This window comes from Streptomyces sp. NPDC001544, assembly GCF_042894285.1.
Lineage (GTDB): Bacteria > Actinomycetota > Actinomycetes > Streptomycetales > Streptomycetaceae > Streptomyces.
Window position 1 is genome coordinate 58,331 of sequence record NZ_JBIAVN010000001.1, and the last position, 16,270, is coordinate 74,600.

General features: G+C 70.7%; 14 protein-coding genes. 8 read left to right on the forward strand and 6 right to left on the reverse strand.

The window, feature by feature from the left end:
* Nucleotides 1-139 precede the first annotated feature (139 nt).
* Entirely contained in the window at nucleotides 140-613 is a 474-nt protein-coding gene (locus ACFY0F_RS00265; protein WP_388786599.1) for a GNAT family N-acetyltransferase, read from the forward strand.
* Between the two features lie 727 nt (nucleotides 614-1,340).
* Here ACFY0F_RS00265 and ACFY0F_RS00270 read toward each other — a convergent pair.
* Nucleotides 1,341-1,748 (reverse strand): ATP-binding protein, encoded by a 408-nt coding sequence (locus tag ACFY0F_RS00270; RefSeq protein ID WP_388786602.1) that lies wholly within the window; start codon nucleotides 1,746-1,748, stop codon nucleotides 1,341-1,343.
* Between the two features lie 175 nt (nucleotides 1,749-1,923).
* On the opposite strand from ACFY0F_RS00270, the gene ACFY0F_RS00275 reads away from it, so the two are divergent.
* From ACFY0F_RS00275 to ACFY0F_RS00290, 4 genes are all read left to right on the forward strand, one after another.
* A complete protein-coding gene (locus ACFY0F_RS00275; RefSeq protein ID WP_388786604.1) occupies nucleotides 1,924-2,760 on the forward strand; it encodes a helix-turn-helix domain-containing protein in 837 nt (278 codons plus the stop codon).
* 7 nt (nucleotides 2,761-2,767) lie between these two features.
* The gene (locus ACFY0F_RS00280; protein WP_388786607.1) at nucleotides 2,768-2,962 is read left to right on the forward strand and encodes a DUF397 domain-containing protein; all 195 of its coding nucleotides are present in this window, start codon (nucleotides 2,768-2,770) and stop codon (nucleotides 2,960-2,962) included.
* A gap of 40 nt (nucleotides 2,963-3,002) precedes the next feature.
* Complete coding sequence (locus ACFY0F_RS00285) at nucleotides 3,003-5,312, forward strand: ATP-dependent RecD-like DNA helicase (RefSeq protein ID WP_388786609.1); 2,310 nt, start codon at nucleotides 3,003-3,005, stop codon at nucleotides 5,310-5,312.
* Nucleotides 5,313-5,524: 212 nt separating this feature from the next.
* A complete protein-coding gene (locus tag ACFY0F_RS00290) occupies nucleotides 5,525-6,814 on the forward strand; it encodes a citrate synthase (protein ID WP_388786611.1) in 1,290 nt (429 codons plus the stop codon).
* A gap of 701 nt (nucleotides 6,815-7,515) precedes the next feature.
* Here the strand turns inward: ACFY0F_RS00290 and ACFY0F_RS00295 are convergent.
* The 3 genes from ACFY0F_RS00295 to ACFY0F_RS00305 all read right to left on the reverse strand — a co-directional run bounded on the left by ACFY0F_RS00295 (nucleotide 7,516) and on the right by ACFY0F_RS00305 (nucleotide 11,129).
* Nucleotides 7,516-9,852: a heavy metal translocating P-type ATPase gene (locus ACFY0F_RS00295; RefSeq protein ID WP_388786614.1), complete on the reverse strand. Its 2,337-nt coding sequence runs from the start codon at nucleotides 9,850-9,852 to the stop codon at nucleotides 7,516-7,518.
* Between the two features lie 82 nt (nucleotides 9,853-9,934).
* Nucleotides 9,935-10,171: a heavy-metal-associated domain-containing protein gene (locus ACFY0F_RS00300; RefSeq protein WP_388786617.1), complete on the reverse strand. Its 237-nt coding sequence runs from the start codon at nucleotides 10,169-10,171 to the stop codon at nucleotides 9,935-9,937.
* 73 nt (nucleotides 10,172-10,244) lie between these two features.
* Nucleotides 10,245-11,129 (reverse strand): PrsW family glutamic-type intramembrane protease, encoded by an 885-nt coding sequence (locus tag ACFY0F_RS00305; RefSeq protein WP_388786620.1) that lies wholly within the window; start codon nucleotides 11,127-11,129, stop codon nucleotides 10,245-10,247.
* 160 nt (nucleotides 11,130-11,289) lie between these two features.
* On the opposite strand from ACFY0F_RS00305, the gene ACFY0F_RS00310 reads away from it, so the two are divergent.
* Nucleotides 11,290-12,333 (forward strand): zinc-dependent alcohol dehydrogenase family protein, encoded by a 1,044-nt coding sequence (locus tag ACFY0F_RS00310; protein WP_388786623.1) that lies wholly within the window; start codon nucleotides 11,290-11,292, stop codon nucleotides 12,331-12,333.
* A gap of 13 nt (nucleotides 12,334-12,346) precedes the next feature.
* Here the strand turns inward: ACFY0F_RS00310 and ACFY0F_RS00315 are convergent, their stop codons facing one another.
* Together ACFY0F_RS00315 and ACFY0F_RS00320 are read right to left on the reverse strand one after the other, a co-directional pair.
* Complete coding sequence (locus tag ACFY0F_RS00315) at nucleotides 12,347-12,547, reverse strand: helix-turn-helix transcriptional regulator (RefSeq protein ID WP_388786627.1); 201 nt, start codon at nucleotides 12,545-12,547, stop codon at nucleotides 12,347-12,349.
* A 792-nt stretch (nucleotides 12,548-13,339) separates the two neighbouring features.
* Complete coding sequence (locus ACFY0F_RS00320; protein ID WP_388786630.1) at nucleotides 13,340-14,257, reverse strand: sugar phosphate isomerase/epimerase family protein; 918 nt, start codon at nucleotides 14,255-14,257, stop codon at nucleotides 13,340-13,342.
* Nucleotides 14,258-14,383: 126 nt separating this feature from the next.
* Here ACFY0F_RS00320 and iolC point away from each other — a divergent pair, with 126 nt between their 5' ends.
* Both iolC and ACFY0F_RS00330 read left to right on the forward strand, forming a co-directional pair.
* Nucleotides 14,384-15,334, forward strand: a complete 951-nt coding sequence (gene iolC, locus ACFY0F_RS00325; RefSeq protein ID WP_388789100.1) for a 5-dehydro-2-deoxygluconokinase — start codon at nucleotides 14,384-14,386, stop codon at nucleotides 15,332-15,334.
* 14 nt (nucleotides 15,335-15,348) lie between these two features.
* The gene (locus tag ACFY0F_RS00330; RefSeq protein ID WP_388789103.1) at nucleotides 15,349-16,266 is read left to right on the forward strand and encodes a deoxyribose-phosphate aldolase; all 918 of its coding nucleotides are present in this window, start codon (nucleotides 15,349-15,351) and stop codon (nucleotides 16,264-16,266) included.
* Nucleotides 16,267-16,270 lie beyond the last annotated feature (4 nt).

The following is a 16,270-nucleotide window of genomic DNA, read 5'->3' on the forward strand; positions in this document are numbered from 1 at the left end:
TTACACGGGGTTGGGGCAAGGGGGAGGGAGGGGGCTGAGACGCAATCGTGACCGAGCGCGACCCACGTCGGCAGACACGACGGTGATCGGGGTAGAACCTGTGCGGACCTTCGCCTGTGACGGCCAAGGCGCGCCTGCCATGATCGTCATCATGGGGATACACATCGCACCGGCCGCGGTGGCCGACTTCCACCAGGTCCTGAGTGATCACTCCCGTTACTGGGGCGAACGCGACCTCCGGTCGCTGCACCTTCTGGCCCTGGTGCAGGAGTTCGGTTCCACCTGCTTGGTCGCCCGGGCCGAGGACGGAATCCGGGGGTACGTCTTCGGCTTCGTCACCCCGGACGGCACCGGGTACGTGCATCTGATCGCCACGCGCGAGGATGCCCGTGGCACCGGTCTCGGGCGTCGTCTGTACACGGCGTTCGCCGAAGCGGCGGAACGTCACGGTGCCGGGAAGCTGAAGGCGATCACGTCAGTCGAGAACACCGGCTCGATCGCCTTCCATCGCAGCCTCGGCTTCGACACGGAGATCGTCGACGACTACAACGGCCCCGGCCGGGCCATGGCCGTCTTCCACCGAGACCTGCCGCTCGACATCTCGTGGCCCTGACCGACCAGCCGTCACCGGTTGAGCCAGTACGGCCCCCCAGTACTGGCAGAGCACGCAGTCGCTCCAACCAGGTGACCGGTGTGTGAGTGCAGGCAGGCGCTCGGTGACTGGCGGACATGGGCGAGCAGTGGACGGCAAACCCGCAGCTCACCGAGCTCGGACATGGCCCACGCCTGCCCATCACGCCCACCTCGCCACACTCGGCCGATACGCCCGTACGCCCCCCCTCTGGGGTCGGCCGAACGCCACTCATCTGCCCCCCGGGCACGATTGGTGGGTATGTACCAGGCCCGAGCTCAGTGACCTGCGACTTTCCCACCTCACGCTGGGACATATCCTCCAATTACCGTGCGACCTGTGACTGATGGCCAGTGTGACGAAGTGGTGAGGAGCTACCCCCTCCCCCCCCCACTCACCGATCGCCACCAAGCCCACCCGGCGTGCAGGCGAGGCGCGAGCGCGCCCCCGACCCTGCTCGAGCGCCCAGCCGACGGCAGGGACCGCCCTGCCCGGGCCCCGCTTTCCCCGGGCTGCCCGCTTGCTTCTTCCCCGTGCTGGAGCGAGCCGAGTCAAGGGTCGGCCGCAGGCCGATCGCCGAAGGCGACGCGCAGCGCCCTTTACTCGGCTCGCGGAAGCACGACACTGCAAAAGAAGCGGGCGGCCCCACGGTCACTCTCCAGCAAGGGCCCGGTTTCACCCGCCGCGTGTACGCGCTCCGAGCCGACCGTCACGCCGCCGCGACCAGCTCGCACCACACGTACTTCCCCTGGCTGCCGAACCGAGCCGACGGCTGCCAACCCCAGTACTCCGCGCACGCCATCACCAGGCCAAGCCCTCGCCCCTCCTCCGACTCCGCGATGTCGCCGAGCGGTTGCGGCGGCTCCGGCGGCGCCGGGTCCGTGTCCCATGCCCCGATCCAGACGACGCCCTCCGGTGAGCGGCGCACCCTCAGTGCGGCCGGCCCCTTCGTGTGGCGTACGGCGTTGGAGACCAGCTCCGTCGCGAGCAGCTCCGCGGTGTCAACCAGGCCGATCAGGCCGTGCATCGTCAGGATCAGGCGCAGGGTGCGGCGACAGATGGTGACGGCTCTGAGGTCGTTGGGGATGTGGAGGGTGTAGTCCCAGGTTTCAGGCATGCGTCAACTCCGTTCGAAGGATGGGGATTACGCGCACGGTGGCATTGCCGCAGCCGCCATCGCACGGCGGAGCGGTGCGCTTCCGCTGCGTGTGCGTTGCGTCACTGACGGTAGGGGTAACCTGTAATCCGTAGCAAGTCGATCGCGTAATCCACCCCCGAACGAGGAGCAACCAATGGTCCAGAGGCGCGAACCAACCGCACGGCAGATGCGCCTGGGGATCGAACTGCGCAGACTCCGCGAGGCGGCGGGACTCACCGCCATTGAGGCGGCGGCATTGCTCGGAGCGAATCGTGTCCAGATGAGCCACATCGAATCCGGGCTCGTGGGGGTGAGCGAGGAGCGGGTGCGCCGCCTCGCATCCCATTACGCCTGTACGGACGAGGAGTTCATCGACGCCCTGGTGGCGATGGCCGCCGATCGGACACGCGGTTGGTGGGAGGAGTACCGGGGTCTGTTGCCCACGCCGTTCCTGGACCTGGCCGAACTGGAGCACCACGCCACGTTCCTGCATGAGGTGGCGATCCTGCATGTGTCCGGCCTGTTGCAGACGGAGGAATACGCCCGTGCGCTCTTCTCCTCCCGGGTTCCTGAGCTCACGACCGAAGAGCTGGAGTTGCGCGTACAACACCGAATGCGACGTCAGCGAGCGTCCATCACATACCGGTTGGTGATCCACGAGGCGGCACTACGAATCAGGGTCAGCGACCGCGCCGCCTCCCGAGCTCAACTACTCAGGATCCTGGCGCTGTCCGAGGCGGACAACATCACCGTGCGTGTCATTCCCTTCGACCTGGACGGCTTCACCAGGGCCTCAAGCGCCATGACATATGTGGGTGGCCCCCTGCCCAAACTGGACACGGTGGTACGGGATGCGCCCCACGGCTCCGTGTTCATCGATTCTGCAGCGCAGCTCGACGCTTATCGAACGCGTTTCCGTAAGGTGGAGGCTGTTGCGCTCGCCCGGGACCGGTCGCGCGACTTCATCTACAAGCTGACCAAAGAGCTGTGAGGTGCCCATGCCCACCCCCGATAACTGGCGGAAGTCATCCTATTCCGGTGAGGGCGACGGCAACGCCTGCGTTGAGGTCGCCGCGACCATCACCCACACCTCCATCCGCGACTCCAAGGCCCCGTCCCGAGCCACCCTCACCTTCCCCACCCCCACCTTCAGCACCTTCCTGGAAGCCCTCAAAAAGCACCCGCACCCCTGATCGCCCACCCCCTGTCACACCCCACCGCTACCGTCGGACCATGGCTCAGGCGCAACAAGCGGCGACCCCCACGAACCAGGCGGCCCCCACACCCCCCACCGGCGACCGGCGGCTCGCCACCCTCGAAGGCGTGCTCGAAAGGATCACGTACGCCAACGAGGAGAACGGCTACACCGTCGCCCGGGTCGACACCGGAAGAGGCGCCGGTGACCTCCTCACGGTCGTCGGGGCGCTGCTCGGTGCCCAGGTCGGGGAATCCCTGCGCATGGAGGGCCGCTGGGGGTCGCATCCGCAGTACGGGAAGCAATTCCACGTCGAGAACTACACCACCGTCCTGCCCGCCACCGTCCAGGGCATCCGGCGCTATCTCGGCTCCGGGCTGGTCAAGGGCATCGGGCCGGTCTTCGCCGACCGGATCACGCAGCACTTCGGGATGGACACGCTCCGGATCATCGAGGAAGAGCCCGAACGCCTTGTCGAAGTCCCCGGTCTCGGGCCCAAGCGGACCAAGAAGATCGCCGACGCCTGGGAGGAGCAGAAGGCGATCAAGGAGGTCATGCTCTTCCTGCAGACCGTCGAGGTGTCGACCTCCATCGCGGTGCGGATCTACAAGAAGTACGGGGACGCGTCCATCTCCGTCGTCAAGAACCAGCCCTACCGGCTCGCCGCCGACGTCTGGGGCATCGGCTTCCTGACCGCCGACAAGATCGCCCAGTCCGTCGGCATCCCGCACGACAGCCCGGAGCGGGTGAAGGCGGGACTGCAGTACGCGCTGTCGCAGTCGACGGACCAGGGGCACTGCTTCCTGCCGGAGGAACGGCTGATCGCCGACGCGGTCAAGCTCCTCCAGGTCGACACCGGGCTGGTCATCGAGTGCCTGGCCGAGCTGGCGGAGCCCGCGCAGGAGGGTGAGGAGCCCGGGGTCGTCCGGGAGAAGGTGCCGGGCCCCGAAGGCGACTCGGAACCCGTCACCGCCGTCTACCTCGTCCCCTTCCATCGCGCCGAACTCTCCCTCTCCGCCCAGCTGTTGCGTCTGCTGCGTACCGACGAGGACCGGATGCCCGGCTTCCGGGACGTCGCCTGGGACAAGGCGCTGGCGTGGCTCGCGGCCCGCACCGGCGTCGAGCTCGCGCCCGAGCAGGAGGCCGCCGTGAAGCTCGCGCTCACCGAGAAGGTGGCCGTGCTGACCGGTGGCCCCGGGTGCGGCAAGTCCTTCACCGTTCGCTCGGTCGTGGAGCTGGCCCGCGCCAAGAAGGCGAAGGTCGTGCTCGCCGCCCCCACCGGGCGGGCCGCGAAGCGGCTGGCCGAGCTGACCGGGGCCGAGGCCTCGACCGTGCACCGGCTGCTGGAGCTGAAGCCGGGCGGTGACGCGGCGTACGACAGGGACCGTCCACTCGACGCCGATCTGGTGGTCGTCGACGAGGCCTCCATGCTGGACCTCCTGCTCGCCAACAAGCTGGTCAAGGCGGTGCCGCCCGGCGCCCACCTCCTCTTCGTCGGGGATGTCGACCAGCTTCCCAGCGTGGGCGCGGGCGAGGTGCTGCGCGATCTGCTCGCCGACGGCAGCCCGATCCCCGCAGTCCGCCTCACCAGGGTCTTCCGCCAGGCCCAGCAGTCGGGGGTGGTGACGAACGCGCACCGGATCAACTCCGGGCAGCATCCGGTCACGGACGGCATGAAGGACTTCTTCCTCTTCGTCGAGGACGACACGGAGGAGGCCGGGCGGTTGACGGTGGATGTCGCCGCCCGTCGCATTCCCGCCAAGTTCGGCCTCGACCCGCGCCGGGACGTCCAGGTCCTCGCCCCCATGCACCGCGGCCCGGCCGGCGCGGGCGCCCTGAACGGCCTGCTCCAGCAGGCCATCACTCCGGGCCGCCCCGACCTGCCCGAGAAGCGGTTCGGCGGCCGGGTCTTCCGTGTCGGCGACAAGGTCACCCAGATCCGCAACAATTATGAGAAGGGCAAGAACGGAGTCTTCAACGGCACGGTGGGTGTGGTCACCTCGCTCGACCCGGTCGACCAGCGTCTGACGGTGCTGACGGACGAGGACGAGGAGGTTCCGTACGATTTCGACGAGCTGGACGAGCTGGCCCACGCGTACGCGGTGACCATCCACCGGTCGCAGGGCAGTGAGTATCCGGCGGTGGTCGTCCCGGTCACCACCGGTGCGTGGATGATGCTCCAGCGCAACCTCCTCTACACGGCGGTCACCCGGGCCAAGCAGCTCGTCGTCCTTGTCGGTTCGCGCAAGGCGATCGGCCAGGCGGTGCGCACGGTGTCGGCCGGACGGCGGTGCACGGCACTCGACTTCAGGCTCCAGGGGACCGGACGGACGACCGGGCGGACCTGACATCACCAAAAATGATCGATCAAACGAGTCGGGAAGGTCACACAGCACTTCCAGATGGCGGACCGAGGGTGGAGGATGGGCAGGTTGGCGGCACTGAGTGCCGTCAGTAGGCCCAATGGTCGACCCCGAGTGCACTCTCCTGAGCCAAATGGGGGATGGTAGAGACAGTCAGGGCACCTCGAAGAAGAGGCACTACGTCGGTGAGGGAAGACGTGAGCGACAACTCAGTAGTACTGCGGTTCGGCGATGGCGAGTACACCTACCCGGTGATCGACAGCACCGTCGGCGACAAGGGCTTCGACATCGGGAAGCTGCGCGCCCAGACCGGTCTGGTGACTCTGGACAGCGGTTACGGCAACACGGCCGCATACAAATCCGCCGTCACCTACCTCGACGGCGAGGCGGGCATCCTGCGGTACCGGGGCTACCCGATCGAGCAGCTGGCCGAGCGCTCCACCTTCCTGGAGGTGGCCTATCTGCTGATCAACGGTGAGCTGCCGACCGTCGACGAGCTCACCACGTTCCAGAACGACATCACGCGGCACACCCTGCTGCACGAGGACGTCAAGAACTTCTACCGGGGCTTCCCGCGCGACGCCCACCCGATGGCCATGCTGTCCTCGGTCGTCTCGGCGCTGTCCACGTTCTACCAGGACAGCCACAACCCGTTCGACGAGAAGCAGCGCAACCTCTCGACCATCCGCCTGCTCGCCAAGCTTCCGACGATCGCGGCGTACGCGTACAAGAAGTCGATCGGTCACCCGTTCGTCTACCCGCGCAACGACCTCGGCTACGTCGAGAACTTCCTGCGCATGACGTTCTCGGTCCCGGCGCAGGAGTACGACCTGGACCCGGTCGTCGTCTCCGCGCTCGACAAGCTGCTGATCCTGCACGCCGACCACGAGCAGAACTGCTCGACCTCCACGGTCCGCCTGGTCGGCTCCTCGCAGGCCAACATGTTCGCGTCGATCTCCGCCGGTATCAACGCCCTGTGGGGTCCGCTGCACGGCGGCGCCAACCAGTCGGTGCTGGAGATGCTCGAGGGTATCCGCGACTCCGGCGGCGACGTCGACACCTTCATCCGCAAGGTGAAGAACAAGGAGGACGGCGTCCGCCTGATGGGCTTCGGCCACCGGGTCTACAAGAACTTCGACCCGCGCGCCCGGATCATCAAGGCCGCCGCGCACGACGTGCTCTCCGCGCTGGGCAAGGAGGACGAGCTCCTCGACATCGCCCTCAAGCTGGAGGAGCACGCGCTGTCCGACGACTACTTCGTCGAGCGCAAGCTCTACCCGAACGTGGACTTCTACACCGGTCTGATCTACCGGGCCATGGGCTTCCCGACCGAGATGTTCACGGTCCTGTTCGCCCTCGGCCGGCTGCCGGGCTGGATCGCCCAGTGGCACGAGATGATCAAGGAGCCGGGCTCCCGCATCGGCCGTCCGCGCCAGATCTACACCGGCGTGGTGGAGCGGGACTTCGTCCCGGTCGAGGAGCGCTGAGTCCCTTTCCAGGGCGTCCGGGGTGCGTGAGCCCTCGGACGCCTGATCGCGCTCAGGCGCAGGGCGGGCTTGACTGCGTTCAGGCGCATGACGCGCCCAGGCGCTCAGTGGCCCGCCCGCACACAAACGCATAGCAGAAGGCGCCCCGGAGCGCCGGTCCCCCCACGGGCCGACGACCAGGGCGCCTTCCCATGTCCCGGTGCGGATTCCCCCCACGGGATCCGGCCGGGCGCTCGGAGAGGACAGCGCCTGAATCGCTGTCTGAGCACAACGAGCAGAACCCGTCGCACTCCAGTGATGCGGTGCGATCTGCCGGGACAGCGCACGCAGGGAGGGCCGCTCAAAGCTTCCCGGTGTACGTGTCCCGGCAACGCATCTCTGAGGAAGTCCCCCAAGACATCCCCAGATGCCAGTCAGCGCCCCCCAAGACGCCGATCCGACATCGCCAACTTAGACCTTCGAACCCCTTCGATGGTTACGTTCGCATCACTGTGATCTGTGTCTCTTGCATATGTCCGTTAGATGCGCAAGAGCCCCGATACGGCGATCGGGACTCAAGCGTAAGGATGATGCGAGAGCCTCGTGAAGAGCTTATGTGAGGTATGCCCTGGACTCCAGGGGGACTCTGACATCGACTTCCGTAACCCCGGAGTAACTTGCGAGCCCGCACCGGAACACCTCACCGGAACCGCGGTGGAACCTCAGCGGAACGTCCTCAGCCGCAGGCTGTTGGTCACCACGAACACCGACGAGAAGGCCATCGCGGCCCCCGCGATCATCGGGTTCAGCAGCCCCGCCGCCGCCAGGGGAAGCGCGGCCACGTTGTAGCCGAAGGCCCACACCAGGTTGCCCTTGATCGTGCCCAGCGTACGCCGTGCCAGCCGGATGGCGTCGGCCGCCACCCGCAGGTCCCCGCGCACCAGCGTAAGATCGCCCGCCTCGATCGCCGCGTCCGTGCCCGTGCCCATCGCCAGGCCCAGGTCGGCGGCGGCGAGCGCGGCGGCGTCGTTGACCCCGTCGCCGACCATGGCGACGGTCCGCCCCTCGCCCTGGAGCTTGCGTACGACGTCGACCTTGTCCTCGGGCAGCACCTCGGCGACGACCTCCTCGATGCCCACGGTCCGTGCCACGGCCTCGGCCACCACCCGGTTGTCCCCGGTCAGCAGCACCGGCGTCAGCCCCAGCGCGCGCAGTTCGCGCACCGCCTCGGCGCTGGTCTCCTTGACCGCGTCGGCGACGGCGAGGACACCGCGGGCGGCTCCGTCCCAGCCGACCACGACGGCCGTACGGCCCTCCCGCTCGGCCCGGGAGCGGGCGGCGGCCAACTCCTCGGGCAGCTCGTCGAAGAGCCGCCCCACGGCCACCTCGCGGTTCGCCACGCGTCCGCGTACGCCCCGCCCGGGGACGTTCTCGAAGTGCTCGGCCGCCGGCAGCGGCCCGACCCGCTCCTCGGCGCCGGCGGTGACCGCCCGGGCGACCGGGTGCTCGGAGGCGTGCTCCAGGGCGCCCGCCAGCCGCAGTACCTCTTCCTCGTCGGCGCCCTCGGCGACGTACACCTCCTGGAGGGTCATCCGGCCGGTGGTGACCGTGCCGGTCTTGTCCAGGACGACGGTGTCCACGCGGCGGGTGGACTCCAGGACCTCCGGGCCCTTGATGAGGATGCCGAGCTGGGCGCCGCGCCCGGTGCCGACCATCAGCGCGGTCGGCGTCGCGAGGCCGAGCGCACACGGGCAGGCGATGATCAGTACGGCGACGGCGGCCGTGAAGGCGGCGACGGTGTCGCCGGTGACGGCCAGCCAGACGGCGAAGGTGCCGAGCGCGATGAGGATGACGACGGGCACGAAGACCGCCGAGACCCGGTCCGCCAGGCGCTGCACCTCGGCCTTGCCGTTCTGCGCGTCCTCCACCAGCTTCGCCATCCGGGCGAGCTGGGTGTCGGCGCCGACCCGGGTGGCCGCCACGACCAGCCGGCCGCCGGCGTTGACGGTCGCGCCGGTCACGGTCGACCCGGGGCCGACGTCCACCGGCACCGACTCGCCGGTCAGCATGGAGGCGTCGACGGCGGAGACGCCCTCGACCACCGTGCCGTCGGTGGCGATCTTCTCGCCCGGGCGGACCACGAACCGGTCGCCGACGGCCAGGGAGCTCACCGGGACGCGCACCTCACGACCGCCCACCCGTCGCCCACCACCGCCCTCGACGGAGAGCGCTTCGCGCTCGCCCTCCTCGTATCGCAGTACCGCGACGTCCTTGGCGCCGAGCTCCATCAGCGCCCGCAGGGCCGCCCCGGCGCGTCGCTTGGAGCGGGCCTCCAGGAAGCGGCCGAGGAGGATCAGGGCGACGACTCCGGCGGCCACCTCCAGGTAGATCGTGGACGAGCCGTCCATGCGCGAGACGGTGAACCGGAACTCGTCGTGCATCCCCGTCATGCCCGCGTCGCCGAAGAACAGCGCCCACAGCGACCAGCCGTACGCGGCCAGCGTGCCGACCGAGACGAGCGTGTCCATGGTGGCGGCGCCGTGGCGGGCGTTGGTCCAGGCGGCCCGGTGGAACGGCCACGCGCCCCAGACGACGACCGGCGAGGCGAGGGTGAGCGAGAGCCACTGCCAGTTGTCGAACTGCAGGGCGGGGATCATGGCGAGCAGGACCACGGGAAGGGCCAGCACGGCGGAGACGGTGAGCCGCCGGCGCAGGGCGGCGAGCTCGGGGTCCGGCTCGGTTCCGGCGGGCTGCTCCTCCTGGGCGGGCTCCGGCGGCGCGGGCTCCTCGGCGGTGTACCCGGTCTTCACCACGGTGGCGATCAGGTCGGCGACCTGGACGCCTTCGGGGTAGGTGACCTTCGCCTTCTCGGTGGCGAAGTTCACCGTGGCGCTCACGCCCTCCATGCGGTTGAGCTTCTTCTCGACGCGCGCGGCGCAGGAGGCGCAGGTCATGCCGCCGATGAGCAGCTCGACCTCGGCGCCGGCACCCGGCGCCGGGTCCGGCCCCGCACCGGAGGTCGTGCCTATGGCTGTCTCTGCGCTGGTGGTACTGGTCATGTCCGGACTCCAGACGACGGACCGGACCGCACGGAGCCAGTATCAGCTGGTCGGTACGGCCCGGTCGAGGGTGAACGGCAGATCAGGCGCGGCCCGCGAGGTCGAAGCCGGCCTCGTCGACGGCCGCGCGGACGGCCTCCTCGTCGAGCGGGGCGGTGGAGACGACGGTGACCTCGCCGGTCGACGCGACGGCCTTCACCGAGGTCACGCCGGGGATTTCGGAGATCTCGGCGGAGACGGAGCCCTCGCAGTGTCCACAGCTCATCCCGCTCACCTTGTAGACGGTGGTCACGGACGGGGTGTCGGTCGGGGCGCTCATGTCGTTACTCCTCGTCGTTGCGGGTGGGGCCGACGAGGCCCACGGTGGGGCCCGCACTCCCGAGGGTATACCCCTAGGGGGTATTTCTCCAAGAGGTGCCCCGGCGTGCCGGTGAACAGATCCAGGCGATGCCCAGCAGGGGGACGAGTACCGGGCCGCCGACGGAGAACACCGTGAAGAGGTGCTCCACCGCGGCCGCCGGCCGGGGCAGGTACCCGTGGGCGGAGTCCCACAGCGCGTGCAGCAGGCACACTCCGAGCCAGGCGCCGAGAACCGGTCCGCCTAGGCGGAAACGGCCGTTCGGGTGGCGGTGGGCGAGGAGCACCGCGCCCGCGACGGCCGTCCACAGGCCCTGCCCCAGGGGTGCCAGCACCCCGCGCAGCAGTTCGGCCCCCAGCAGCGCCCGCAGCCCGGCGTCACCCGGGACGACGGCCGCTTCGAGGGCGTGGCCCCAGCTCTCCAGCGCCGCGAAGCCGAAGCCGACGGCCGCGCCCAGCGCGAGCCCGGCGCGCATGCCGCGGATTCCGCTCAGCCGGCGCAGCGCGAACATCAGCGCGCCGAGCTTCAGCGTCTCCTCGACCGGGCCGACGGCGGCGAACGTCCACGGCGAGGGGTGGAGCAGGTGGTACTCCGCCGCCGACGCTCCGAGGACGCCGAGCGCGCCGCCGGCCAGGAAGCAGCCGAGCACCGCGCTGACGCCCAGGTCGCGCGCGTGCCGCTCGTAGGCCCACAGCACGAAGGTGACGGGGAGGAGGAAGCCGCCGAGCGGGATCAGGGTCGGCAGCAGCGCGGTGTCCGCCGTCGTGTAGGTCACCAGCGTGGTCAGCGCCCACAGCGCCAGACCGCCGCCCAGGCAGCGCCGCCACAGGCCCGCTCGGATGCGCGGATACGGGGGAGGGGGTTGCTGCGGGCCGGGGATGCGGGCGCGGGGCGCACCGGGCGGCGGAGGATGGGTCACGGCAGATCCCCTCGGGCTCCTGCTGGGTGATTTACCCGAACCCTATGCAGGTGTCCCGTGTGTCGCAGTCCGGGGGGAGGCCGGTGTGGTCCGTGCGGTGGAGTCGCTCGTAGTGTTCGCGTTGATCTCTGCGGTGGTACGGAAGGCGAGGCGAGGACACATGCGGGCTGTGGTGTTCGAGCGGTACGGGGAGCCGGCCGAGGTGCGGGAGGTGCCCGATCCGCGGCCCGCCGAGCACGGTGTCGTGGTGCGCGTCGAGGCCACCGGTCTGTGCCGCAGCGACTGGCACGGCTGGATGGGCCACGATGCGGACGTCACGCTGCCGCACGTACCGGGCCACGAACTCGCCGGGACCGTCGAGGCGGTCGGCGACCGGGTCACCGGCTGGCGCCCCGGCGACCGGGTCACCGTGCCCTTCGTCTGCGCCTGCGGCACCTGTCCCGCCTGCGCGGCCGGTGACCATCAGGTGTGCGAGCGGCAGACCCAGCCCGGCTTCCACCACTGGGGCTCGTTCGCCCAGTACGTCGCGCTGGACCACGCCGACGTGAACCTCGTCGCCGTCCCCGGGGAACTGTCCTTCGCGACGGCGGCCTCGCTCGGCTGCCGGTTCGCGACGGCCTTCCGCGCGGTCGTGCAGCAGGGGCGGGTGGCCGCGGGCGAGTGGGTCGCGGTGCACGGCTGCGGGGGAGTGGGCCTGTCGGCGGTGATGATCGCGGCGGCCGCGGGGGCACGGGTGGTCGCCGTGGACGTGTCACCGGCGGCGCTGGACCTGGCGCGCGGGTTCGGGGCGGCGCACTGCGTGGACGCCGCGCGGACGCGGGACACGGCCGCCGCTATCCGTGACGTGACCGGTGGCGGCGCCCATCTCTCCCTCGACGCGCTCGGGTCGCCCGCCACCTGCGCGGCCTCCGTGGAGTCGCTGCGCCGTCGCGGCCGGCACGTCCAGGTGGGCCTGCTGCCCTCGCCGGACGGCACGACCCCGGTGCCCATGGCCCGCGCCATCGCCCTGGAGCTCGAACTCCTCGGCAGTCACGGCATGGCCGCGCAACGCTACCCGGGCATGCTGGAACTGGTCCGCGCGGGCGTACTGCGGCCCGACCTGCTGGTGACGTCGACGATCCCGCTGGACGCGGCCCCGGCCGCGCTCGCCGCGATGGGTACGGCACCCGGCGCGGGAGTCGTCGTCATCGAGCCCTGGAGCTGACGTCCACGCGCCCTCAGGTCCGGTTGCGGCCGCGGTTGCCGGGTCTGGAGGCGACCCAGGCGCGGACGGTGTCGGCGTACCAGTAGGGCTTGCCGCCCTCCACGTGGTCGGGCGGGGGCAGCAGCCCGTGCTTGCGGTAGGACCGTACGGTGTCCGGCTGCACCCGGATGTGCGCCGCGATCTCCTTGTACGACCAGAGCCTTCGGTCGGTCATGAGCTGCACCTCCCTGCGTGCGCCGCGGCGGAGGCCGGGGGAGGCCGTCGGGGGAGCCGGGCGCTGCGCTGGTGATCACCAAGCCTGTGCCTGGTCAACGACGCAGAGTGACGACGGGAAGGGTCTGTCGGCCGGGTGTGACGAGGGGGCCGCGTACCCGGGACATGTGTGACGGGGCGGACGCGTTCGTGACAGAGGTGCAGCAGAAGTCGCGCGGGGGTGCGTGGGCGTGGCGCCTTGACGGACGCGCCGGGGGCGGACCGGACCCGACCGTTGACGGACACGCCGGGGGCGGACCGGGCCGTTGAGGGACACGCCGCGGGCGGGAACGGGCCCGAGCCTTGACGGACGCGCGGGGGCGACCGGGCCCGAGCCTTGACGGACGCGCCGGGCGGGAACCGAGCCCGAGCGTTGACGGACGCGCCGGGCGGGAACCGGGCCCGACGTCGTCCCTGATCCGGGCCGCAGGCTTCTCCGCGCCCGTGTCCGCCGTTCCGTCGCTTTGCCGAGGCGGCCCCGCCGACCGATCGCGCAGCCGAGCCACGACCCCGTCGGCACGACAGGCCGCTGCCGACGGCTGCCCGGAGGCCTGCGTCCCGCGCACGGTCGGGCGCCTGCGTCAGGCGCGACCGCCGTGTGCGCGCGGTCGGACACCGGTGTCACGCACGACCGCCGGAGGCCTGCGCCCCGCGCGCGGACCGCCGTGTGCCCGAGTCCCGGTCCGACCGCCGGAGGCCTGCGCCCCGCGCGCGGACCGCCGTGTGCCCGAGTCCCGGCCCGACCGCCGGAGGCCTACGCCCCGCAGGACCTCAGGAACGCGCGGGTTCGCCGGGCGATGGGGAGGGGCTTGTCCGGGGCGCACGGGTACATGTCCTGCTCGACGATCGCGAACAGGTCGACGTCGAGCTTCTGCGCCGCCTCCAGGACCGGGCCGAGCGCGGGCACCCCGGACGGCGGCTCGCACATCACGCCCTGGGCGACCGCGGGGCCGAACGGGGTTCCGTTGGCCCGGACGTCCGCGAGGATCTCCGGGTCCACCTGCTTGAGGTGCAGGTAGCCGATGCGTTCGCCGTAGGTCTCGATCAGCTTGACGCTGTCGCCGCCGCAGTAGGCGTAGTGCCCGGTGTCCAGGCACAGCGAGACCAGCGAGGAGTCGGTGCCGTCGAGGAAGCGGGTGACGTTGTCCTCGCTGTCGATGTGGGTGTCGGCGTGCGGGTGGACGACGATCGTCAGCCCGTACCGCTCCCGCACCTCGCGCCCCAGCCGCTCGGTCAGCGAGGTCAGGTTGCGCCACTGCTCGGCGGTGAGGGTGTCCGGCTCCAGGACCTCGCCGGTCTTGTCGTCCCGCCAGAAGGAGGGGATCACGACGAGGTGCCGGGCGCCCATCGCCTGGGCGAGCGCGGCGTTGTCGGCGACGTGCGCCCAGGTCTTCTCCCACACGGCCTCGCCGTGGTGCAGCCCGGTGAAGACCGTGCCGGCCGACACTTTCAGGCCACGCCGCGCCGTCTCCTCCGCGAGCAGGGCGGGGTCGGTCGGCAGGTAGCCGTACGGGCCCAGCTCGATCCACTCGTAGCCGGAGTCGGCGACCTCGTCGAGAAAGCGCTGCCAGGGCACCTGGGCGGGGTCGTCCGGGAACCAGACGCCCCAGGAGTCGGGCGCCGACCCGATCCGGATGCGGGACAGTGGGGCTTGTGGTGACAACGACGTCATGGCCGTCAGCGTGCGGGCCCGGAAAGCGCGTGTCAAGGTCTGGTCCGAATGTCTGGACAAAACATTGACAGGCTCCCGGGTGCGGGGCTACAAACCGGGGGGAGAGCCGTGACGAAGGGAAGCCGGATGGCGTACGACCTGATCACCATGGGGCGGATCGGAGTGGACCTGTACCCGCTGCAGACGGGAGTTCCGCTGGCCCAGGTGTCGTCCTTCGGCAAGTTCCTCGGCGGGTCGGCGACCAACGTCGCGGTCGCCGCGGCCCGCCTCGGCCGGCGCACCGCCGTGATCACCCGCACCGGCGACGACGCGTTCGGCGTCTATCTGCACGAGGCCCTGCGCGGCTTCGGCGTCGACGACCGGTGGGTCACCCCGGTCCCCGGGCTGCCCACGCCGGTCACCTTCTGCGAGGTCTTCCCGCCGGACGACTTCCCGCTGTACTTCTACCGGCAGCCCAAGGCGCCCGACCTGGAGATCGACGCCCACGAGCTCGACCTGGACGCGATCCGTGACGCGGGCATCTTCTGGGTCACCGGTACCGGCCTGAGCGAGGAGCCCAGCCGCACGGCGACCCTCGCGGCCCTCGCCCACCGCGCCAAGTCCGGTACGACGGTCTTCGACCTCGACTGGCGCCCCATGTTCTGGACGGACCCGGACGCGGCCCGCCCCTTCTACACCGAGGCCCTGCGCCACACCACGGTCGCCGTCGGCAACCTGGACGAGGTGGAGGTCGCCACCGGGGTCCGCGAACCGCACGCCGCAGCCCGCGCCCTCCTGGACGCCGGGGTGGAACTGGCGGTCGTCAAGCAGGGTCCCAAGGGTGTCCTCGCGGTGAACCGCGACGGCGACACCGCCGAGGTCCCCCCGCTCCCGGTGAACGTCCTCAACGGACTCGGCGCCGGTGACGCGTTCGGCGGCTCCCTCTGCCACGGCCTGCTGGCCGGCTGGGACCTGGAGACGATCATGCGGCACGCCAACGCGGCCGGCGCCATCGTCGCCTCCCGCCTGGAATGCTCCTCCGCGATGCCCACCCAGGACGAGGTGGCCGCCGCGCTCGAGGCCGGAGCGGTCCGGTGAGCGCCCGCCACGCCATGAGCGCCGAGAACGGCCTGAGCTCACCGAAGGTGGACGTCTCCGCACTGGTCCACACCCGCACCCACCACCCCGAGGCGATCGCCGAGGCCGCCGCCCGCCGGGTCCGCCGGCCCCTGCTGGGTACGAGCGGCCGGCTGATGATCGTCGCCGCCGACCACCCGGCCCGCGGCGCCCTCGGCGTCGGCGACCGCAAGCTGGCCATGGCCAACCGCGCCGACCTGCTCGAACGTCTCTGCCTGGCCCTCTCCCGCCCCGGCGTCGACGGCGTCCTGGCCACCGCCGACATACTCGACGACCTGCTGCTGCTCGGCGCCCTCGACCACAAGGTGGTCATGGGCTCGATGAACCGCGGCGGCCTGCAGGGCGCCTCCTTCGAACTCGACGACCGCTTCACCGGCCACCGTCCCGAGGACATCCAGCGCCTCGGCTTCGACGCGGGCAAGCTGCTGCTGCGCATCGACTACGACGACCCGGGCTCCCTGACCACCCTTGAGTCCACCGCCCGCGCCATCGACGACATGGCCGCCCGTCGGCTCCCGGTCTTCGTCGAGCCGTTCATCAGCCGCCGTGGCGACGACGGGCGGCTGCGCAACGACCTGAGCGCGGACGCGGTGACCAAGTCCATCGCCATCGCCTCGGGCCTCGGCGGCAGTTCGGCCTACACCTGGCTCAAGGTCCCGGTCACCGAGAACCCCGACGACATGGCCCGGGTCATGGAGACCTCCACGCTGCCCGCCGTACTGCTCGGCGGCGACATCGGCGACTCGCCCGAGGACCAGGTCGCCGCCTACGAGAAGTGGCGGGGCGCGCTCCAACTCCCGACCGTGCGCGGCCTGGTGGTCGGCCGGTCGCTGCTGTACCCGGCGGACGGCGATGTGGCCGCCGCCGTGGACACCGCCGTAGGACTGCTGTGAGGGC

What these genes read in the sequence shown, in the direction of transcription:
- ACFY0F_RS00330 (WP_388789103.1), top strand. Translation starts at nt 15,349, where the DNA reads ATGAGCGCCGAGAACGGCCTGAGCTCACCGAAGGTGGACGTCTCCGCA.
- ACFY0F_RS00270 (WP_388786602.1), bottom strand. Translation starts at nt 1,748, where the DNA reads ATGCCTGAAACCTGGGACTACACCCTCCACATCCCCAACGACCTCAGA.
- ACFY0F_RS00275 (WP_388786604.1), top strand. Translation starts at nt 1,924, where the DNA reads ATGGTCCAGAGGCGCGAACCAACCGCACGGCAGATGCGCCTGGGGATC.
- ACFY0F_RS00315 (WP_388786627.1), bottom strand. Translation starts at nt 12,547, where the DNA reads ATGACCGACCGAAGGCTCTGGTCGTACAAGGAGATCGCGGCGCACATC.
- ACFY0F_RS00295 (WP_388786614.1), bottom strand. Translation starts at nt 9,852, where the DNA reads ATGACCAGTACCACCAGCGCAGAGACAGCCATAGGCACGACCTCCGGT.
- ACFY0F_RS00265 (WP_388786599.1), top strand. Translation starts at nt 140, where the DNA reads ATGATCGTCATCATGGGGATACACATCGCACCGGCCGCGGTGGCCGAC.
- iolC (WP_388789100.1), top strand. Translation starts at nt 14,384, where the DNA reads ATGGCGTACGACCTGATCACCATGGGGCGGATCGGAGTGGACCTGTAC.
- ACFY0F_RS00300 (WP_388786617.1), bottom strand. Translation starts at nt 10,171, where the DNA reads ATGAGCGCCCCGACCGACACCCCGTCCGTGACCACCGTCTACAAGGTG.
- ACFY0F_RS00320 (WP_388786630.1), bottom strand. Translation starts at nt 14,257, where the DNA reads ATGACGTCGTTGTCACCACAAGCCCCACTGTCCCGCATCCGGATCGGG.
- ACFY0F_RS00310 (WP_388786623.1), top strand. Translation starts at nt 11,290, where the DNA reads ATGCGGGCTGTGGTGTTCGAGCGGTACGGGGAGCCGGCCGAGGTGCGG.
- ACFY0F_RS00285 (WP_388786609.1), top strand. Translation starts at nt 3,003, where the DNA reads ATGGCTCAGGCGCAACAAGCGGCGACCCCCACGAACCAGGCGGCCCCC.
- ACFY0F_RS00280 (WP_388786607.1), top strand. Translation starts at nt 2,768, where the DNA reads ATGCCCACCCCCGATAACTGGCGGAAGTCATCCTATTCCGGTGAGGGC.